The organism is Streptomyces sp. NPDC050548 (assembly GCF_044457385.1).
Taxonomy (GTDB): Bacteria; Actinomycetota; Actinomycetes; order Streptomycetales; family Streptomycetaceae; genus Streptomyces.
The window spans coordinates 191,801-211,505 of the sequence record NZ_JBITGV010000011.1 but is presented as its reverse complement, the minus strand read 5'-3'; the positions used below and the strand labels follow the sequence as shown (position 1 = coordinate 211,505).

Annotated in this window: 18 protein-coding genes; 7 read left to right on the top strand and 11 right to left on the bottom strand. The window is 69.7% G+C overall.

Features of this window, described 5'->3' with window-relative positions; genetic code table 11:
- The first annotated feature begins 43 nt into the window (after nt 1-43).
- Nucleotides 44-247, top strand: coding sequence for an MbtH family protein (locus tag ACIBJH_RS29010; RefSeq protein ID WP_093624131.1), 204 nt, complete (start codon nt 44-46; stop codon nt 245-247).
- Between the two features lie 59 nt (nt 248-306).
- On the opposite strand, the gene ACIBJH_RS29005 is transcribed toward ACIBJH_RS29010, so the two are convergent.
- From ACIBJH_RS29005 to ACIBJH_RS28995, 3 genes are read right to left on the bottom strand one after another with little or no spacing between them, the layout of a single operon-like run.
- On the bottom strand, nt 307-1,383 hold the full coding sequence (locus ACIBJH_RS29005) for an iron-siderophore ABC transporter substrate-binding protein (RefSeq protein ID WP_399119815.1): 1,077 nt from the start codon (nt 1,381-1,383) through the stop codon (nt 307-309).
- Between the two features lie 50 nt (nt 1,384-1,433).
- The gene (locus ACIBJH_RS29000) at nt 1,434-3,227 is read right to left on the bottom strand and encodes an ABC transporter ATP-binding protein (protein WP_399119904.1); all 1,794 of its coding nucleotides are present in this window, start codon (nt 3,225-3,227) and stop codon (nt 1,434-1,436) included.
- A 32-nt stretch (nt 3,228-3,259) separates the two neighbouring features.
- A complete protein-coding gene (locus ACIBJH_RS28995; protein ID WP_399119814.1) occupies nt 3,260-4,963 on the bottom strand; it encodes an ABC transporter ATP-binding protein in 1,704 nt (567 codons plus the stop codon).
- A 219-nt stretch (nt 4,964-5,182) separates the two neighbouring features.
- On the opposite strand from ACIBJH_RS28995, the gene ACIBJH_RS28990 reads away from it, so the two are divergent.
- The gene (locus ACIBJH_RS28990; protein WP_399119813.1) at nt 5,183-5,827 is read left to right on the top strand and encodes a DedA family protein; all 645 of its coding nucleotides are present in this window, start codon (nt 5,183-5,185) and stop codon (nt 5,825-5,827) included.
- A 64-nt stretch (nt 5,828-5,891) separates the two neighbouring features.
- Here the strand turns inward: ACIBJH_RS28990 and ACIBJH_RS28985 are convergent, their stop codons facing one another.
- On the bottom strand, nt 5,892-6,419 hold the full coding sequence (locus ACIBJH_RS28985) for a gamma carbonic anhydrase family protein (protein WP_399119812.1): 528 nt from the start codon (nt 6,417-6,419) through the stop codon (nt 5,892-5,894).
- Nucleotides 6,420-6,528: 109 nt separating this feature from the next.
- Here ACIBJH_RS28985 and ACIBJH_RS28980 point away from each other — a divergent pair, with 109 nt between their 5' ends.
- Entirely contained in the window at nt 6,529-7,326 is a 798-nt protein-coding gene (locus tag ACIBJH_RS28980; RefSeq protein ID WP_399119811.1) for an acyltransferase, read from the top strand.
- Between the two features lie 49 nt (nt 7,327-7,375).
- On the opposite strand, the gene ACIBJH_RS28975 is transcribed toward ACIBJH_RS28980, so the two are convergent.
- Nucleotides 7,376-8,233 carry an EamA family transporter gene (locus ACIBJH_RS28975; RefSeq protein WP_399119810.1) on the bottom strand — a complete coding sequence of 286 codons (858 nt, stop codon included), beginning with the start codon at nt 8,231-8,233 and terminating at the stop codon, nt 7,376-7,378.
- Between the two features lie 105 nt (nt 8,234-8,338).
- Between ACIBJH_RS28975 and ACIBJH_RS28970 the strand changes: the two genes are divergently transcribed.
- Together ACIBJH_RS28970 and ACIBJH_RS28965 are read left to right on the top strand one after the other, a co-directional pair.
- Entirely contained in the window at nt 8,339-8,923 is a 585-nt protein-coding gene (locus tag ACIBJH_RS28970) for a helix-turn-helix domain-containing protein (protein WP_399119809.1), read from the top strand.
- Between the two features lie 31 nt (nt 8,924-8,954).
- Nucleotides 8,955-9,512 carry a YbaK/EbsC family protein gene (locus ACIBJH_RS28965; protein ID WP_399119808.1) on the top strand — a complete coding sequence of 186 codons (558 nt, stop codon included), beginning with the start codon at nt 8,955-8,957 and terminating at the stop codon, nt 9,510-9,512.
- A gap of 2 nt (nt 9,513-9,514) precedes the next feature.
- Here ACIBJH_RS28965 and ACIBJH_RS28960 read toward each other — a convergent pair whose 3' ends face one another.
- Nucleotides 9,515-10,552, bottom strand: coding sequence for a cation diffusion facilitator family transporter (locus tag ACIBJH_RS28960; RefSeq protein ID WP_399119807.1), 1,038 nt, complete (start codon nt 10,550-10,552; stop codon nt 9,515-9,517).
- A 59-nt stretch (nt 10,553-10,611) separates the two neighbouring features.
- Here ACIBJH_RS28960 and ACIBJH_RS28955 point away from each other — a divergent pair, with 59 nt between their 5' ends.
- Complete coding sequence (locus ACIBJH_RS28955; protein ID WP_399119806.1) at nt 10,612-10,971, top strand: ArsR/SmtB family transcription factor; 360 nt, start codon at nt 10,612-10,614, stop codon at nt 10,969-10,971.
- Nucleotides 10,972-10,978: 7 nt separating this feature from the next.
- Here the strand turns inward: ACIBJH_RS28955 and ACIBJH_RS28950 are convergent, their stop codons facing one another.
- The 5 genes from ACIBJH_RS28950 to ACIBJH_RS28930 form a co-directional block, all read right to left on the bottom strand.
- A complete protein-coding gene (locus tag ACIBJH_RS28950) occupies nt 10,979-12,199 on the bottom strand; it encodes a 4-hydroxybenzoate 3-monooxygenase (protein ID WP_399119805.1) in 1,221 nt (406 codons plus the stop codon).
- An 83-nt stretch (nt 12,200-12,282) separates the two neighbouring features.
- The gene (locus ACIBJH_RS28945) at nt 12,283-13,920 is read right to left on the bottom strand and encodes an APC family permease (protein ID WP_399119804.1); all 1,638 of its coding nucleotides are present in this window, start codon (nt 13,918-13,920) and stop codon (nt 12,283-12,285) included.
- Nucleotides 13,921-14,059: 139 nt separating this feature from the next.
- Nucleotides 14,060-14,476: a CoA-binding protein gene (locus ACIBJH_RS28940; RefSeq protein WP_399119803.1), complete on the bottom strand. Its 417-nt coding sequence runs from the start codon at nt 14,474-14,476 to the stop codon at nt 14,060-14,062.
- A gap of 70 nt (nt 14,477-14,546) precedes the next feature.
- Nucleotides 14,547-16,415: a right-handed parallel beta-helix repeat-containing protein gene (locus tag ACIBJH_RS28935; protein ID WP_399119802.1), complete on the bottom strand. Its 1,869-nt coding sequence runs from the start codon at nt 16,413-16,415 to the stop codon at nt 14,547-14,549.
- 137 nt (nt 16,416-16,552) lie between these two features.
- The gene (locus ACIBJH_RS28930; RefSeq protein WP_399119801.1) at nt 16,553-17,548 is read right to left on the bottom strand and encodes a LacI family DNA-binding transcriptional regulator; all 996 of its coding nucleotides are present in this window, start codon (nt 17,546-17,548) and stop codon (nt 16,553-16,555) included.
- Between the two features lie 193 nt (nt 17,549-17,741).
- Between ACIBJH_RS28930 and ACIBJH_RS28925 the strand changes: the two genes are divergently transcribed.
- Nucleotides 17,742-19,700 (top strand): hypothetical protein, encoded by a 1,959-nt coding sequence (locus ACIBJH_RS28925; protein ID WP_399119800.1) that lies wholly within the window; start codon nt 17,742-17,744, stop codon nt 19,698-19,700.
- The last annotated feature ends 5 nt before the right edge of the window (nt 19,701-19,705 follow it).

Here is a 19,705-nt window from a genome sequence, read left to right as displayed (position 1 = left end):
TACTCCGACAGTAGATCCCGACGAAAGGCAAGGAACTCCCGACATGAGCAACCCGTTCGAGAACCCCGAAGGCGTCTACTCCGTCCTCGTCAACGACGAGGGCCAGTACAGCCTGTGGCCCGACTTCGTGGACGTGCCGGCCGGCTGGACGGTCGCGCACGGACCCGCCGCCCGGCAGGAGTGCCTGGACCACATCGAGGCCAACTGGACGGACATGCGGCCCAAGAGCCTGGTCGACGGGGTCTGAGTACGCGGAAGGGGGGCCGGTCCGAGTCGTGAACTCGGGCCGGCCCCCCTTCCGTTGGGTCAGGAGGCGGGCTGCTCCACCTTCGTCGACGTCTTGCCGTCCACCGCCGCCGCGAGCTGCGGCACCAGGCGGTCCAGGACGTAGGGGATGCTCAACACCGTAGAGAGGGATACCGCGTTGCCGTAGTCACTGGTCTCCTTGATGAAGACTTCGCGGCCCTGCTTCACCACGTTCAGGTCGCCGTAGATCTTGTCGCTGTGCAACTTGGTGACCGCCGTGGTGGTGTCCGGCACGATCCACACGGCGACCTTCTGGTCGAGCAGGTCGTAGCGCTCCTTGCTGATGTTGGCGCCGAACGTGTCACCGATGACCTTGTCGAGGTCCTTCGGGAGCGAGAAGCCCAGGTCGGACAGGAGTCGCGAGCGCGGGTCCTGGCTGCCGTAGACGAACACGCCCTCGTACGGGGTCGCCATGACGGCGGAGGCGCCGGCGAACGCGGGGTTGGCTTTCTTCGCCGCGTCGAACTTGGCCTCGACGCCCGCCACCAGGGTCTTGGCCTCGTCGGCCTTGCCGAGCGCCTGGCCGATCTCCTCGGTCTGCTGCTGCCACGGCACGCCGTAGTCGTTGTAGGCCTTCGGCTGGGCGACGACCGGCGCGAACTGCGACAGGCTCTGGTACTGGGCCTTGGTCAGGCCCGAGTAGACGGCGAGGATCAGATCGGGCTTCAGGGCGGCGATCTTCTCCACCTGCGGGCCCGTGCCGGTGTCCTTGAGGACGGTCGGCGCCGCCGAACTCCCCAGCTTGTCCGCGGCCCACGGGCCGATGGCGCCCTTGTAGCCGCCGAGCCACTCGGTCGTGCCGACCGGCACCTTGCCCAGCGCGAGGACGGCGTCCTGGTCGGTGAGGCCCACGGTGACGATGCGCTTGGGCTCGGACTTGATCGTCGTACTGCCGAACTTGTGGGCGATCGTCACGGGGAACGCGTCGGCGGAGGCCTTCGCCTCGGAGCCCGACGTGTTGGTGGAGGACGAGGTCGAGTCGGAGTCGGAGGATCCGCAGCCCACCGCCGTGACGGCCAGCAGGAGTACGGAGGCGAGCAGGCCGGACAGCCGGGAGGCTCTGGTGGCGCGGGGCATCGGATGATCCTTCTGTTCGTCGCGATGGGTACGGCGGGGGGGTGACAGGTTCAGGGGGTGTCGGCGGAGCGGCTGTCGGACCAGGCCTGCCAGAGCGCGGCGTACTGGCCCCGGGCGGCGAGGAGTTCGTCGTGCGTGCCGTTCTCCACGACCCGGCCGCCGCTGAGGACGACCACCCGGTCCGCGGAGGCGGCCTGGCTGAGCCGGTGCGCCACGACCAGCGCCGTACGACCGCGCAGGGCCTGTTCGGCGGCCTCGTCGAGCTGACGGGCGCCCGAACTGCCCGCCTCCGCCGTCGCCTCGTCGAGCACGACGACCGGCGGATCGGCCAACAGCAGCCGGGCCAGGGCGAGTTGCTGGGCGCGGTCGGCGGTCAGCCGGTGACCGCCGTCGCCCACGACCGTGTCCAGGCCCTCCGGCAGCGCCTCGGCCCAGCCGAGCGCGCCCACCGTGTCGAGCGCCTCCCGCAGTTCCTCGATGTGCGCGTCGGGGCGGGCCAGCCGCAGATCGTCGACGAGCGGTCCGGCGAAGACATGGACCTCCTGCGTGACGAGCCCGACCAACTGCCCTGCCTCGTCCGGCTCTTCACCGCCGACGTCGATCCGGCCCGCCTGCGGGCGGTGCAGCCCCGCGACCAGCTTGGCGAGCGTCGTCTTGCCCGCACCGGTCGTCCCGACCAGCGCGACCCGCTCCTTGGGTCGGATCTCCAGGTCGACGTCGTGCAACACCGGGCGGCCCGGCACGTACGCATGCGAGACACCGGTCAGCATCACGGACAGGGGTCCGGCCATGGTCGTACGGTCGTCAGCGCGCCCGGCGACCACGGGCGCGGGTTCGTCCACGACGCCGACGAGCCGCGCCAGTCCGGCCGTTGCCGACTGGGCGTCGTCCAGCAGCACCAGCGCGGTGTTGACCGGACCGAAGAGACTGTGGAAGTAGAGCGCGGCCGCCGTGGCCGTACCGACCGAGGCGGAACCGTCGCGCACCAGCAGGAACCCGGTGACCAGGACGGCGGACAGCCCCAGATACTCCGCGATGTGCAGCCGACTGTAGAAGCGCAGCATCAGCCGCACCCCGCTCATCGTCAACTCCACGGCGGCGCGCGAACGTTCGGTGACCTGCCGGGTGTGCCCCTTCTGCAAGCGGTACGTCCGCACCGTCCGCGCCCCGCCGATGGTGTCCAGCAACTGCTGCTGCTGGGTCCCGGTAGCGATGCGCTCCTTGGCGTACAGGGGAACGGCGTTGCGCACATACCAGCGGGCGGTGTGCGCCTGCACGGGCACGGCGATCAGCGCGGCGAGCAGGAACCGCCAGTCCAGCAGGGCGAGCGCGCCCAACGTCAGCACGATCGACAGCGCGGACCGCGCCAGTTCGGGCAGCGCACCGCGCACCGCGTCGGCGACCCGTGAAACATCCCGCGTCACACGGGAGTTGAGGTCGCCCGACCCGGCCTTCTCGATCCGGTCCAGAGGCAGCGACAGCGCCCGCTCCACGAACAGTTCGCGCAGCCGCGCGAGCGCGGTCTCCCCGAGCCGGGACACCAGCGACATGCCGAGTGCGGTGGTCACGCCTTGAACGACGGCGACCCCGGCCAGCGCGACCACGGGCAACGTGAGCGCGTCGGGGGAGCGGCGCTCGGTGACCACGTCGACGATATGACCCAGCAGCGGCTGGGTGAGCAGTCCGACAGCCGTGGCGACCACCATCAGCCCGAACCCGGCGAAGGCCAACCCCCGCTGCGGGCGCAGCAGTTCACGGACCGCGGCACGGGTACGGGCTGGGGTGGCGGTGGGGAGGAGGGCACGGTCGGAGTCCGTCCGCAGGCCTTCGGAGTCCGTCCGCATGTCCTCGGTGTCTGTCCGTATGCCTTCCGTCGTCATGCCAGCACCGCCGTCCGGTAGGTCGCGTCGGTGCGTACCAACTCCGCGTGGGTGCCCTCGGCGCCGACGCGCCCGGCGTCGAGGAGGATCACGTGGTCGGTGACGGCGAGAAGTGCCGGGCTGTTGGTCACGACGATCGTGGTCCGGCCCTGCCGGAACTCGCGCAGCCCCTCCGCGATCCGCGCCTCGGTCACCGTGTCGACGGCCGTCGTCGGATCGTGCACGACGAGGACGGACGCCCCGGCCCGCAACGCCCGTGCGAGCAGGACGCGTTGACGCTGCCCGCCCGACAGGGACCGGCCGCCCTCACCGACACCGGTGGCGGGCCCGTACGGCAGGGACTCGGCGACCTCGTCGGCACGGGCGGCGGCCATGGCGCGCTCGGTAAGGAGACGGTCGCCGGCTGGCTCCTCCTGCGGAGTCACGTTCGCCGCCAACGAGCCCTCGAACAGTGCCGCGTCGTGCGCGGCGACCAGCACCGCAGCCCGAAGTCCCGTCGGATCCAGCCGAGTCAGCGGCACACCGTCCAGCTCCACCGAACCCGACTCGGGGTCGGTCTCCCGGCCAAGACAGCGCAACAGCGCCTCGGCGCCGGCCGGATCCGTCACCGCGATACCGGTCAACTGCCCGGCGCGCAGGTCGAGATCGACGCCGTCGAGGCCGCCGAGCCGTACGCCCCGAAGTCGCAGTTCGCCGCGCACGGGCTCGGCGACGGACTCGTCGCCGTCCACGACGGAGTGCCCGGTGGCAAGCACCTCGGCGACCCGCGCGGCCGAGGCCCGGCCCTGCGCCAGCTCGGCGTTGACCCACGCGAACGTCTCCAACGGCCCCAGCAGGAACAGCGCGAGCCCCACCGCCGACACCAACTGCCCCAACGTAAGAGACCCATTGAGGGCGAGCCGTCCGCCCACCAGGGCGATCAGCGCGATGAATCCACCGGTGAGCGCGAGCACGAGCCCGGTCTGCCAGGACTCGGCACGCGCCGAACGCAGCGTGGCGGCAAGGGAGATACGGCTCGTCCGTCGATACCGCTCGACGGCGGCCTGCTGCGCGCCGAGCCCCTTGAGCACCCGCAGCCCGGCCACGAGGTCGGCGGCCACGCCCGAGGCGTGGGCGGCCCGGTCCTGCTCGGCCTCGCTTCGCCGCTCCAGCGGCTTGCTCAACAGATGCCCGAGCCATAGCAGAACAGGCGTACCCAGCAGCACGATGAGCCCGAGCGTCACGGAGATCAGCAGCAGTGCGACGGCGCTCACGGCGACACCCGCGACGGCCCAAATCCCGCTCATCAAGGCCATGTTGACCGCGCCGACCCGCTTGGCGTCCTCGGTGGCGACATTGGCCAGCTCACCGGGCAGCCGACCGTCCTCGGCACCGCCGCGCGCATCGAGCACCCGGCCCACGATCGCCAACCGCAGGGTGTGCGCGGCCTCTTCGGCCCCGCGCTCACCGGCCTTGGCGCCGAGCCGGAAACTCCACGACAGCGTCACGTACATGAGGGCCAGCACACCGAGCCAGAGCGCCAGCCGCCCCGCGTCCTGACCGGCGACGGCCTGATCGATGACGACGCCGATGAGCACCGGCACCAGGGCTTCCCCCAGTTGGTGCACGCATCCGAGCGCCGAGCCGAGAGCGACGCGCCGTATCTGTCCCTTGACCGAGCGCGTCAGGACGTCCCGCCCCGACAGTTCCCCTGCTCCCACCAGCCACCCTCCGGAAACCGGCCAACTTAGGCAAGGCTACCTTAAGTGAATTGCGGGAAGTGAGAGCCCTTTCTGCCCGCTCGGTAGGTAACGGAGCGGTTCCGATGCGCCCGATCGGCGGGGCGTCGGCCCGTGACGGCGAGCGGTACCCTTCCCGGAGTGCGCCCTTTTGCGCGGCGCGCGCAGGCAAGGCGGTACACGAACCCGGGAGGACCGGCGTTGCACGTCCAGGAATGGCTCGACACGGTTCCCCCAGTGGCCGTCTACGCCGTGGTGGCGCTGGTCATCGGGGTGGAGAGCCTGGGCATCCCGCTGCCGGGCGAGATCGTCCTGGTCTCGGCGGCGCTGCTCTCCTCCCAGCACTCCGGCATCAACCCGATCATCCTCGGCGCCTGCGCGAGCCTCGGCGCGGTGATCGGCGACTCCATCGGTTACGCGATCGGCCGCAAGGGCGGACGCCCGCTGCTCGCCTGGCTGGCCGACAAGTTCCCCAGACACTTCAGCGAGGGCCATGTGGCCACCGCTGAGCGGTCGTTCGAAAAGTGGGGCATGTGGGCCGTCTTCTTCGGCCGCTTCATCGCCCTGCTCCGCATCTTCGCCGGCCCGCTCGCAGGCGTACTGCACATGCCGTACTGGAAGTTCCTGACCGCCAACCTCCTCGGCGGCATCATCTGGGCAGGCGGCACAACGGCAGTTGTCTACTACGTAGGAATCGTCGCCGAGGACTGGCTCAAGCGCTTCTCGTACTTCGGCCTGGCCGCGGCGGTGTTGGTGGGCCTGGCCTCCATGCTGATGGTGAGGCGCAAGGCCCAAAAGATGTCAGCAGAGAAGAACCAACCCGAACCAGTGAACGCCGCCGAGTAGATCGCCCAAAGGGGCGCGGGGAACTGCGCGCCCAGCCACACACAACCCGCACCCGCCAGCCGGTCTACTCATGTACCCCCTTATGCGCCTTGGCCAACTCCGCATACATGGTCCCGTTGAGGGTCAACCCCTCCCGTTCCTCGGGCGTGAGTTCCCGCCTGACCTTGGCCGGGACACCGGCGACCAGTGACCCCGCCGGCACAACCATCCCCTGCGGCACCAACGCCTGCGCGGCAACAAGCGAACCCGCCCCGATCACCGCCCCGTTGAGCACCGTAGCCCCCATCCCGATGAGACAGTCGTCCTCAACGGTCGCCCCGTGCACAACGGCGTTGTGCCCCACGGACACCCGCTCCCCGACAGTCACCGGAAACCCGGGATCGGCGTGCAGCGTGCAGTTGTCCTGAATATTGCTGCTCGCCCCGACGACGATCCGCTCGACGTCACCGCGCAACACGGCCCCGTACCAGACACTCGCTCCCGCAGACAGCGTCACATCCCCGATCACCGACGCCGTAGGAGCCACGAACGCCGACTCGTCGACCTCCGGCTCCCTGCCACCAATACCCACGATCAACGCCCTGTGCGTCATAAGACCCTCCCTATCCGTCGGAGACACCCGCACCGTATGTCATCGGGTAGGGCGAAGATCACAGCGGCCGGACCTCATGGGTGCGGCTCACGCTGAGTACCGTGAGCGGGTGCCCAAGCGCAAGAACACGTTCTCGAAATGGCCGCGCCACCTCGCGCAACGCGCCGTCCACGCGGGCTGGGCCTGGGTGCAGCGCACGGGCTCGGTGACGGCCGAGAACCCCGGCCGCTTCCGCTTCGGCTCCATCGGCGAAGCCACCCGCCTCGCCTTCCCGCTGGGCACCGTCTTCGGCGAACCGTGGATCCACCTCGGCGCCCACTGCATCGTCGGCGAACAGGTCACCCTCACCGCGGGCCTGATGCCCGACCTCGACCTCGGCCCCGACCCGATCCTGCGCCTCGGCGACGGCGTCGTCCTCGGCCGCGGCAGCCACGTCATCGCCGACACGACGGTCACCATCGGCAGCGACTGCTACTTCGGCCCGTACGTCTACGTCACCTCCACGAACCACTCCTACGACGACCCGCACGAGCCCATCGGCAAGCAGTGGCCGCGCATGGAGCCCGTCGAGATCGGCCCGGGCTGCTGGATCGGCACCGGCGCGGTGATCCTGCCGGGTGCGCGGATCGGCCGGAACGTGGTGGTGGCGGCCGGTGCGGTGGTCCGGGGCAATGTGCCCGACCACGCCGTGGTGGCAGGGGCGCCCGCACGGGTCGTACGCCGCTGGACTCCGGCGGAGGGCTGGCAGCCACCGCTACGGACCCCGGCTCCTGTGCCGATCCCCGAGGGCGTCACCCCGGACCAGCTGAACGCGCTGGCCGGTCTGGACGAGGAGACCGCGGCACGGCTCGCCGAACTCGACGACGACACGGTCGCGCGGTTGGCGGAACTGGACGCCGAAGCCTGATCCCGCATCGGAGCGGAGGTTCGCACCGGCCCCCACCCTCCGCTGCTGCTCACCCCGTCGCCAGCAACAACGTCCCCACCAACGCGAGCCCTGCCCCCGCCGCCTGCACCGCCCGCAACCGCTCACTCAGGAATCCGCGCGCGGCCAGGGACGTCACCACCGGGTACAACGACGCGAGCACCGCCGCCACGGTCACCGGCCCGTGCTGCGCGGCAACGGAATACGTCCCATTGGCCGCCACATCGGCGAGCCCCACGAAGGCCAGCGCAGGCAGCGAACCCCAGCGGAACCCGCCCTCCGGGAGCGCGGTCCCGCCCCGTCGTACGGAGACGTAGAGGGCTGCCCCGCCGGTGGCCACGTTCGTCAGTCGCTGCACGAACAGGGCGAGGAACAGGCCGGTGACAGTGGTGGAGGCCTCCGCGATCAGCGCGAACACCGTGCCGAAGCCGAGCGCGGCGATCAGTGTCAGCAGGATGGTCTGCCGCTGTACGGGCGCGCCCCGCAACTGCGGGCCGCCCGCCAGGACGACCCCGGTGACGGCGACCGCGATCCCCGCCACCTGCATCAGCCCGGGCCGCTCCCCGAGGAACAGCCCGACACCGACCGGCACGGCGACGCTCAGCGTGGCGAGCGGTGAGACGACGCCCATCGGGCCCAGCGCGAGCGCCTTGTAGAAGGAGAGGAGCGCGATCGGTCCCACCAGGCCCGCCGCGAACGCGAACCACAGACGCGGCCCGGCCTCGCTCCAGCCCCCGGTGGCGATGACGACCGCGCCGAGCACGGCCGCCGCGATCCCCTGCGACACGACGACGACCGTCAGTGCCGGGGACCGTCGGGTGAGCAGACCTCCGCCGAAGTCGGCCAGCCCCCACAGGAGGCTGGTGGCCAGGGCGAAGAATGCTGTCACGGGGTGCCTCGCAGTACAGTTCGGTGAACGATCGGTGCATCACACCGTAGTTCAGCGAAGTGAACTCTGTCATCCATAATATTGAACTGAAGGTATGGACGGAACGTGTCGGACCTCGATCTGCTGAACCAGTCCCTGGCGCGCAACGTCAAGCACTGGCGATCGGTGCGCGGCTTCACCCTGGACGTGCTGGCCGCGCGGGCCGCCGTCAGCCGGGGCATGCTCATCCAGATCGAGCAGGCCCGCACCAATCCCAGCATCGGTACGGTCGTCAAGATCGGCGACGCCCTCGGGGTCAGCATCACCACCCTGCTCGACTACGAACAGGGCCCGAAGGTCCGTATCGTCCCCGCCGACCGGGCGGTACGGCTCTGGCACACGGAGGCCGGCAGCTACAACCGCCTGCTCGCCGGCACCGAGGCGCCCGGACCGCTGGAGATGTGGGACTGGCGGCTGATGCCGGGGGAGAGCAGCTCCTCCGAGCCCCACCCCACCGGCACCGTCGAACTCGTGCATGTCACCACCGGCGAGCTGACCCTCACCGTGGACGGCGAGGACCACCTCGTCCCGGCCGGCGCGAGCGCCACCTTCGAGGCCAACACCCCGCACACATACGGGAATCGGGGCGAGGTGCCGATGGAGATGGTGATGGCGGTGTCCGTCCCGCCGGTGCACCGCGACACCCCGTGAACGGCCGTCGTACGGCTGTTAGCGTGCCGTCATGCGCGCACCCATCGGACACTTCGACCATGCCACCCCGGCCCCCGACTGCCTCGACGAACTGATCCGCCCGGTCGCCGAAGCCGTGCGCGGCTGGCACGGCAGCGTCCCCACCGACCAGATCGTCTACGTCGACACCGACCCGGAGTGGGCCGACACCGCCACCTTCGTCGAGCACTACGGCCGGGAGCTGCTGGAGCAGTCCGCGAACTGCGTGGTCGTGGCCGGGAAGCGCGGCGGCGAGACCATGCTCGCCGCCTGCGTGGTCCTGTCCACCACCCGTGCCGACGTCAACGGTCTGGTCCGCCGCCAACTCGGCGCCCGCAAGGCCTCGTTCGCCTCCATGGACACGGCGACCGGCGAGAGCGGCATGGAGTACGGCGGCATCACCCCCATCGGACTCCCCGCCGACTGGCCGGTGTTGGTGGACTCCGCCGTCGTCGACCTCCCGTACGTCCTGGTCGGCAGCGGACGCCGCCGCGGCAAACTCCTCGTCCCCGGCAAGGCGTTCGCCGAGATTCCGGGCGCGGTCGTACTCGAAGGTCTCGGGGTCGCCTGATCTCAGGCCATGCTGTGGTGGTGGGCCAACTCCCCGTGCGGGTCGGCCTCGCCCGGCACCGGTGCCGGGTCGGCGTGCACCAGGGCCGCGGTGAGGCGAGGCACCGCGTGCAGCAGCGCGTGTTCCGTCGCCACGGCGACGGCGTGGGCCTGCCGTACCGTGGCCTCCCCGTCCACGACCACCGCCACCTCGGCGCGCAGCCGGTGCCCGATCCAGCGCAGCCGCAACTCGCCCACTCCGCGCACCCCTTGGACCTCCCGGACGGCGTGCTCGGCCCGGTCCACGAGTTCGGGATCGACGGCGTCCATCACGCGCCGGAACACCTCGCGCGCCGCGTCCCGCAGCACCAGCGCGATGGCGGCCGTGATCGCCAACCCCACGAGGGGATCGGCGAGTTGCCACCCCAGCGCCGAGCCCCCGGCGCCGACCAGCACGGCCAGTGAGGTGAACCCGTCGGTGCGGGCGTGCAGTCCGTCGGCGACCAGCGCGGCCGAGCCGATCTCCCGCCCGACCCGGATCCGGTACCTGGCCACCCACTCGTTGCCGACGAAGCCGGCCAGCGCGGCCCCCGCGACCGCCATGACATGCGTGACGGGCCGCGGATCGAGCAGCCGGTCCACCGCCGCCCAGGCCGCGAAGGCCGCGGACGCGGCGATCGTCAGCACGATCGCGATCCCGGCCAGGTCCTCGGCCCGGCCGTAGCCGTAGGTGAAGCGCCGGGTCGCCGCACGGCGGCCGAGCACGAACGCGATGCCCAGCGGTACGGCGGTCAGCGCGTCCGCCGCGTTGTGGACCGTGTCGCCGAGCAGTGCGACCGACCCGGACACCACGACCACGACCGCCTGCACAAGCGCCGTCGCACCGAGCACCGCGAGCGAGACCCAGAGGGCGCGCATACCGCGGGCCGAGGACTCCAGGGCGGAGTCGAGTTTGTCGGCGGTCTCGTGGGAGTGGGGGGTGAGGATGTGGGTGAGGCGGTGGCGGATGCCCCTGGGGGCGTGGTGGTGATGATGGTGCTCGTGGTGGTGCTGGTCGCTCACGTGCGTCCCCTTCCGGTGCGCGGGTGGACGTGACGCGCCCACGGGACCATTATGTGCGTATGAGCGCACGCACGCACCTGTCACCTGCGCACGATGCGCATCCGCGCACCCCGGGCGAGGAACAGTTCGCGCTGGCCGCCGAACTCCTGGCACTGCTCGGCGACCGCACCCGCCTGACCCTCCTCCATGCCCTGACGGCGGGCGAGTCCGACGTCACCACGCTCACGGAGGCGTGCGACGCGGCCCGCCCGGCCGTCAGCCAGCATCTGGCACGGCTGCGTCTCGCGGGCCTGGTGACCACGCGCAAGGAGGGCCGCAGGGTCATCTACGCACTGAGCGACGGTCATCTACGACGACTCGTCGACGAGGCGTTGAACGTGGCGGACCACCGGCTCAACGACCGCCCGCCGCACGATTGACGCTCCGTCAGCCGGTCGGGCCCTTGCCGAGGTACGACTCCGCGAACGCGAGCCCCGCGGAAGGGGATTGGAAGACCCGGCGCAGCCGGGCGAGGGTGGTGCCCGCGAGGTACGGGTCGCCTGACGAGGCGCCGTGGTACACCTCGGAGAGCCAGCGGGAGAACTCCTGGTACTCCCAGACCCGGCCCAGACATGCCTCCGAGTAGCCGCCCAGGCCCGCCGATTCGCCCCTCGTGAAGTGGGCGACGAGCGCGTCACCGAGCAGGAACGCGTCGTGCAGGGCGAGGTTCATGCCCTTCGCGGCGATGGGCGCGGTGAGGTGGGCCGCGTCGCCCGCGAGGTAGAGCCGGCCGAACACCATGGGTTCGACAACGTAGTTGTGCATGTCGAGCACACGCTTCTCGATCAGCCGGCCCTCGGTCAGCGGCGGGGCGCCGGTCGCGGCGAGCCGGTGCTGCAGCTCGGACCAGACGCGGTCGTCCGGCCAGTCGGCGGGGTCGTCGCCGGGCGGGCATTCGAGGTAGTAGCGGGTGACTTCGGGGCTGCGTGCCATGTGCCCGGCGAAGCCGCGCGGATGGACGCCGAACAGGACGCAGTCCGAGGACGGCGGTGCCTCGGCGAGCAGCGCGAGCCAGCCGATGCCGTAGTCGTGCCGCGCGGTACGGGCCCGCTCCGGGGGTATCGCGCCCCGGCTCACCCCGCGCGCACCGTCGCAGCCCGCGACGAAGTCCCCGTGCACGAGCTGCCGTTGACCGGTTTCGTCGGTGTACGACACCGCCGGGCGGTCGGTGTCCAGGTCGTGCAGCTCGACGTCCCGCACACCGAAGCGGATCGCGCCGCCGCGTACGTCCGCGTACTCCCGCACCAGGTCCGTGACCAGCAACGGCTGCGGATAGACGTAGTGGTGATGCCCCGTCAACTCCGTGTAGGAGACCCGGTGTCGCTGCCCGCCGAAGCGGAACTCGCACTGGGTGTGGCGCTGCGCCCGTTCCAACAGGTTCTGGGCGAGGCCGCGTTGCTCAAGGCCGCGGACGGCCCACTCCTCGATGACCCCGGCCCGGGGCCGCTGTTCGATGAACTCCCTGGTCTCGGTCTCCAGGACCAGACAGTCGACTCCGGCCGCGCGCAGGATGTTGCCGACGGTGAGCCCGGCGGGTCCTGCGCCCACGACGACGACCGGAAAGCGGGGAACGGACGGTGAGTTGGGGTGGGGGGAGGCAGAAGTCACCGGCCCAGTATGACGGCGTCCCGACAACCGAAACCGGCCGCCTGGACGGCGGCCGGTTCGGATCGTGCGTGAGGAGGGTCGGATCAGTGCGCGGGCGCGTCCGTGATCACGACCTCGTCGATGCTGCGCTCGATGTCCTCGACCGTGGACGAGGTCGCCTTGGCCCAGTAGTAGATGCCGAGGGAGAAGGCGGCGATGAGCAGGATGTCCCACCACAGCGGGATGTTGCCCTGGCCACCGAAGCCGCCCTGCCAGGAGATCAGGCCCATGCCCAGCAGGTAGACCGGCAGCCACTGCGCGGCCTTGAAGTCCAGTCGGGGCGCGTCCGGCAGGTTGTTGCTGTGGGCGTAGAAGGCGTAGCCGCCGAGCAGGAGGTAGCCGAGCAGGATCGCCAGGCCGAGCCGCCACAGGGTGTCCCAACCCGCCCAGTAAATGATCAGGTTGGCGACCACGAACGACAGCGGGGAGAGCAGCTTGCCGGCCGGCAGCCGGTACGGGCGTTCCAGGCGCGGCAGTTTGTCGGCGAAGACGCCGTAGGCCAGCGGGGCGCCCGCGTACATCAGCACACTCGCCGAGGTGATGAAACCGACCAGCTTGTGCCAGCTGGGGAACGGCAGGAAGCAGATCACGCCGGTCACGAAGGACATGATCAGGCCGAACCACGGCACACCGCGCGCGTCGGTCTTCGTGAAGAGCTTGGGGGCGTAGCCGTTCTTCGCCAGGCCGTAGGAGACGCGTGAGGTGGCCGTGGTGTAGATCAGGCCGGTGCCGCCGGGGGAGATGATCGCGTCCAGGTAGAGGATCCAGGCCAGCCAGCCGAGGCCGATCAGAGTCGTCAGGCCGGCCCACGGACCGCTGTCGCCCTTGAACGCGAGGTGGCCCCAGCCGTTCGCGAAGGTGCTGTGCGGCAGTGCGGCGATGAACACCACCTGGAGCAGGACGTAGATGACGGCACCGATCGCGACCGAGCCGAGCGTGGCGCGCGGCAGGTCCCGCTTCGGGTTGCGGCTCTCGCCCGCCAGTTGGATGGCCTGCTCGAAGCCGAGCAGGGCGAAGATGATGCCGCTGGTGCTGATCGCGGTGAGCACGCCCTTGGCGCCGAAGGGCGCGAAGCCCTCCGAGTGGAAGTTGGCGGGGTGGAAGTTGCGCGCGGCGACGATGAAGATCGCGCCCAGCGGGACGGCTATCTTCCACCAGGTCGCGGCGCTGTTGGTGTGCGCGAGCACCCGTACGCCGAAGAAGTTCACGGCGACGAAGACCGCCATGAGCACGATCGCCACCAGCAGACCGCTGGCGGTCAGGGTCTTGTCGGCGTGCTCGAAGTGCTTCGCCCACGACCAGTGACCGGCGTAGCCGATCATGGCCTCGACCTCGATCGGCGCCACGGTCGCGGCCTGGAGCCAGGAGAACCAGCCGAACGACATGCCCGCGAGGCCGCCGAACGCGTAGTGCGGGTAGCGGGCCGTGCCGCCCGCCACCGGGAACATGCCGCCGAGTTCGGCGTGCACCAGTGCCAGCAGCACGATCGCGACCGCGCCGATCACCCACGAGATGATCGCCGAGGGACCGGCCTGGATGACGGCGTCGTGCGCGCCGTACAACCACCCGGAGCCGATGATGGAGCCGACGGATGCCCACATCAGCCCGATCAGGCCGACATCCCTCCGCAAGCCGCTCGGATCCCTGGTGGCCTCCGAAACGGACTGGTCAACGCTCACCATGTCAAGAGGCCTCTCGAAGTCAGCACGCATGCTTAACGGACGGGAGGCCTCAGGCTAGGAATGAATGAATTCTTACAGAAGTCCGTTGCCTGAAATTTTACTTGTCTTCGAGGTGTTCTTTGACATGTTCACAGGCTTCTTACCGTGTTGCCCCGAGCCTCGGGATCTCGATCGCCGGGCAGCGGTCCATCACCATCTCCAGGCCCGCCGCCCGGGTCCGCTCGTACGCGGCCTCGTCGATCACGCCCAGCTGGAACCAGACCGCCTTCGCGCCCTTGGTGACCGCCTCGTCCGCGACCGCCCCGGCGAGCTCGCTGTTGACGAACACGTCGACGACGTCGACCTCGAAGGGGATCTCCGCGAGCGAGGCGTACCCCTGCTCGCCGTGCACCGTCTCCGCCTTGGGATGGACCGGGACGACGCGCTTGCCGAAGATCTGCAGCACCTCCGCCACGCCGTACGCCGCGCGGGACCGGTTCGAGGACAGGCCCACGACCGCCCAGGTGTCACCGGACTCGGTGAGGATCTTTCGGACCGTTGCTGAGTCGCCGTACACGCTCGGCCTCCTTGGTATGCGTGCGGAGTCTGACGCGTGACACAACGGCGCGCGGCGGGCGGGGATTCCCTCAGTCGGAGACCACGGTGGTGTTGAGGCCCTTGTCGTAGTGGTTGCGGGCGATCTTGATCCCCGTGCTGCCGTGGAAGACGAAGAGTGGGGAGGTGTACGGCGGCTCGTCCGGCGAAGCGAGGCGGCGGACCGTGTTGCCGGTGAAGGTGAAGCCGCCGACGCTCTTGGCGTTGACGACCGTCACGTCGCCGATGTCGAAGGAGTTGTCCTCGACCGCGATGTTGTGGTGCACCGGGTTGGCCGGGTCGACGACCTGGTTCGTCGGTTCCACGAAGATCACCGGACCCGTGGGGCGGGTGAAGGAGTTGTCGCGGATCGTCAGGTGGGCCACCGGGCCGGACTCGAACCACTGGTACGCGTCGGCGGAGACGTAGATGCTCGCCATGGACATCGCGTCGAAGTGGTTGTCGCTGATCAGCACGGGCTTGCGGGTGGTGACCAGGATGCCGCGGGTCGGCACGTTGCGGAACGTGTTGCCGGAGATGACGACCGACGGGGTGGCCGTGATGTTCTCGACGACCGTGCCGCCGATCTGCACCCCGGCGGGCACCGGCCGGTCGAAAGTGACGTTCATCGTGGTGAGCGGCTTGTCGTGGTCCATGCCGCTCGGGCCGTCCACGGCCGTGACCTTCGCGTGCGGGTCCGCGACCGGGGTCATCGTGCGCTGCGTGGTGAACTCGACCTCGTCGCCCTGGGCGAACTGCGGGAAACCGGCGGTCTGCGGGTGCTCGTAGGCGAGGGTGAGGGTGTTCGGGCCCGGCTGCCCGACCACTTCGAGGTAGGTGCCGTGGATGTTGATCGGGTCGTCCTGCGGGCCGTCGAAGAGGCTCCGGGTGATGGAGACCCTGCCCTTGACGCCGGACATCTGCACGAAGTCCGCGAACGAGGCCGTCGAGCGGCCGGACTTCGGATCGGGCGCGAAGTTCACCTTGTCGATGGTGATGTTCTCGCTGAACTGGCCGACCACACCGAAGGATTGGAGGTAGTAGGCGTTCATCGAGCGCATCGTGACGTTCTTGGACTGCCAGATGAAGGCGCCCGGTTCGGTCCGCTCGATCAGGCGCATCTGGTAGACGAGACCGGCGTCCGACGGCTGTGCCGCGGTGCTGTAGTCGATGCGGATCCGGCGGTTGCCGAGGTCGGTGACCGAGGAGACGTCGTTGAAGAGCGGGTTGTCGCCGCGCCAGGTCTTCTGCGCCTCGGGGTCGTGGATCTGCGTGTACTGGAGTCCGTCCTCGCCCTGCCAGTACGGCTGTCCGGTGGCCGGGCTCTTCTCGCCGAGCCAGGTGATGTGCGTGCCGTTCACCTGGTACGGGCTGCCGGCCGGGATCGACAGGACGCGGTAGGCGTGCCCGTCGCTGACCCCGGCACTCGCGACCGTCGCGTCGATGACCTCGGGGGCCGCGTAGTCGAACGAGAAGTTCTGGAAGGTCACATTCGTCGAGCGGATCGACGCGAACGCCGTCTGCAGACCGTGGTAGACGAGCTTCGCCCCGCCGCCGTCGACGGTGACGTCGTGCATGTCCTCGATCAGCAGGCCGATCTTCTTGTCCCGGTAACGCTGGTCGGCGCCAACGGTGTTGGAGACATACAGCTCACGCGTCTCGGCCCGCTCGGGGTAGAGCTGATAGGTCCCCTTGGAGAAGACGATCCTGACCGCACGCCCGTGATCGACCTCCTTCGCGTGCCGCAGCGCCGCGACGACGGCGGGCGTGGAGTCCGTCCGGCCCGTCGGATCGGCGCCGTACGCGTCGACCCGCACCACCGCCGGCGCGGGCGTCGCTCCCGACGCCGCGGCGACGGGACCCCCGCCGCCCACGAGCAGCGCGAGCGCCACCCCGAGAAACACGAACCGAGACCGAGACATAGCCCCTCCGGAGCATTCATGAGTCGCCAAACACCCGATGAATAAACGGAGTTGCGGCCGCTTTGCCGGTCCGATCTCCGGACTGGAGTGTCCATAGATCCGACCTCTGGGTCAATGGTCCGGACGAGCAAGGGAGTTCAAGCTTTCGGCGCCGCCGTGCTCGCGCGGATCACCAGCTCGGGATCGAAGAGCAGCTCGCCGACGGGGACATCACGGTTGCCGACCAGGGCGAGGACACTGCGGCCCGCCTCCGAGGCCAGCCGGTCGGCCGGCTGGCGGACCGTGGTGAGCGGCGGGTCGACGAAGTCCATGATCATGGAGCCGTCGTAGCCCACGACCGACACATCGCCCGGGACGTCGTACCCCTGCCGGCGCGCGCCGCGGATCGCGCCGAGCGCCATGTAGTCGCTGGCGGCGACGATCGCCGTCGCGCCCCGGCCGAGCAGTGAGATCGCGGCGGACTGGCCGCCCTCCACGGTGTACGACTGCCGGACCACCCACTGCTCGGCGTCCTCGACACCGCGCTTGGTGAGCGAGGAGACGAAGCCGCTGACGCGCCGGTCGGCCGGGCGGTTGCCAACTGGCCCCGACGCCATGCCGATCCGGCGGTGGCCGAGCCGGTGGAGGTGGTCCACGGCGAGTTCGGCGGCGAGCAGATCGTCGGTGGAGAAGACGGGTGCCTCGCTCACGCCCTCGAACCGGCCGTTGATCCCCACGAACGGGATCCTGCGGGAGGTGAGGAGTTCGTACGCCTGCGGATCCGCGCCCTCGATCGTGTTGCTGGCCGAGAGGAAGACCACGGCGGCCACACCCCGGTCCGCGAGGGAGGTCACGAAGTCCAACTCCTGGACCCCGCCCGGGAAGCACGGGCACAGCACCGTCTTCAGGCCGTGCGGGGCGAGCACCGACTCGATCCGCTCGGCGACATCGGCGAAGAACGGGTTGGAGACCAACTCCGTGACGATCGCGACGAGTTGCCCCCGCGTCTGCCGCTCGTAGCCCAGGTCGGCCATCGCCTGCTCGACGGCCTCGCGGGTCCTGCGGGACACGCCCTGGCGCCGGTTGATGACCCGGCTGACCGTGGCCTCGCTCACCTGCGCCCGGTCCGCGACCTCGGTGATGCCGACCTTCATACGGTTCCCTCCACCCCGATTTGCAACAGTCGGATGAAAACTTTCAATCCGACCTCCCACGCAACATAGCAGTGAGACTGCATGTCTTCCATGTTTCTTGCGCATGACCATTGAATCGCCACTTCGGCCCCTGCTAGCTTTCCGGCCACCACGCGGCGCCCATCCCGCAGTGACCGAAGACCCGGGAGACCCGATGAAGCCCTCAAGGCTCATGCTGCTCACCGCTGTTGCCCTGCTCGCACCGATGGCTCCCGCACTGTCGGCCACCGCGTCCGCCGCCCCCCGCCCCCAACTCGCCATCCCCGACCCCGGGTTCGAGAACGGTGGCGTGGGCTGGACCTTCACCTCGGGAGCCGGCGTCGGCACCGGCAACAGACACGGCGGCCAGCGCTTCCTCTACCTCGACTCCGGAGCCGGCAAGAGCGGGCAGACGACCATCGTCGCGCCCCGCGACGGCAGTTACGACTTCTCCGCGTGGATCGGCAGCGCCGGCACCGGCGGCACGTACACGATCCGGCGCAACGGCGTGACCGTGCAGACCATCACCCTGCCGCAACACCCCGGCTACGCCCGCTACACCATCAGCGACGTCAAGCTGAGGACCGGCGATCTGCTCCAGATCGAGTTCGGCTCCGGCACCTCCTGGGTCAACGCCGACGACCTGATGATCTCGCCCGCCGCGCCCGCCGACCCCAAGGTCACCTCGTCCGACCCCTCGGTGGTCGAGATGTTCGCCTGGGCGCAGAAGAAGGCCAACAGCTGGGTCCAACTCCCCGGCACGGTCGGCCCGGTCAACGTCGACGAGTACCAGACCGGCGGCACCGGAACCGCAACGTACGAGCCCACCTACTGGGCCGGATACGCCAACCGCAGCGCCTACTACTCCCGCGACATGACCCACCAGCTCGCCGGCGCCCACCTCATCGGCCTCGACACCGAGAACGAGACGATGCTCCGCTCGTACGCGGCGTCGGCCACCGCCGAGAGCAAGTACTTCCCGGTGTGGTCCCTCAACTTCGACGCCAAGACCTACCTGAGCATCGACTACAAGAGCCCGGACAACTTCGTCCGCGAGGTGCCGGCCACCTTCGAACTCGTCGAGAAGGCAGCCCAGGCCTACCTCTGGACCGGCGACCGCAGATACGTGGACGACCCGGTGCTGTGGGACTTCTACCGGCACGCCACCGAGCAGTTCATCGACCTGCACAACTCCGCCAAGGACAACGGCAAGGTCAAGGTCGCCGAGGGCACCGGCCAGGGCATCTTCGCGGGCGCCGCCAGCTACAACGAACAGGACGGCGACGACCTGGCCGAGGCGGGCGACACCATCGCCACCGAGTACCAGGCCTACCTGGCGATGGCCGTGCTCGCCCGCGGCAAGGGCGACACCAAGCTGGCGAAGACCTACGACAAGAAGGCCGCCGACCTCAAGACGTACTTCAACGACACCTGGAGCGGCACCGGCAGCGGCGCCGACATGGTCCGCGCCTACACCGTCTCCGGCACTCCGGTCACCGGCTGGGGCAAGGAGAACAGCGTCTTCATGCCGATGAAGCAGATCATCGACCCCGGCCCGCGCAACGACGCCTACCTCGACTACATCCAGCAGCAGGAACTGGGACCGCAGGGCTCACCCAACATCGAGTCCACGACGTATCTCCCCGACATGTTCTTCAAGAACAACCGCCCCGACACCGCCTGGCAGTGGATGCAGAAGATCTACGGCGAGCGGGAGACCCAGCACGTCAACTCCAGCCAGGGCCCCGACGGCGACTACCCCGAGGTGTCGTTCACCCTGGTCAGCCAGACCATCCAGGGCCTGATGGGCATCACACCGGACGCGCCGGACCACAAGGTGACCACCCAGTCGCAGCTGCCGACCGGCATGAAGTGGCTCCAGGCGGCGGACGTCCCCATCGGCACCGGCACGGTCACCGTGCGGCACGACGGCGCCACGAAGACCACGCTGACGAACAACTCCCGCAAGGGCTCCTACAGTTGGGAGGCCCGCTTCGCCGGCGTCCACAAGAAGATCAAGGTCAACGGCGTCGCGCAGCACGTGCGGGTGAAGACGGTCCACGGCGTGACCTACACCTACGCGACACCGACGGTCCGGGCCGGGGCGACGACGGTCGTGCAGGTCGGCGACTGACGCGA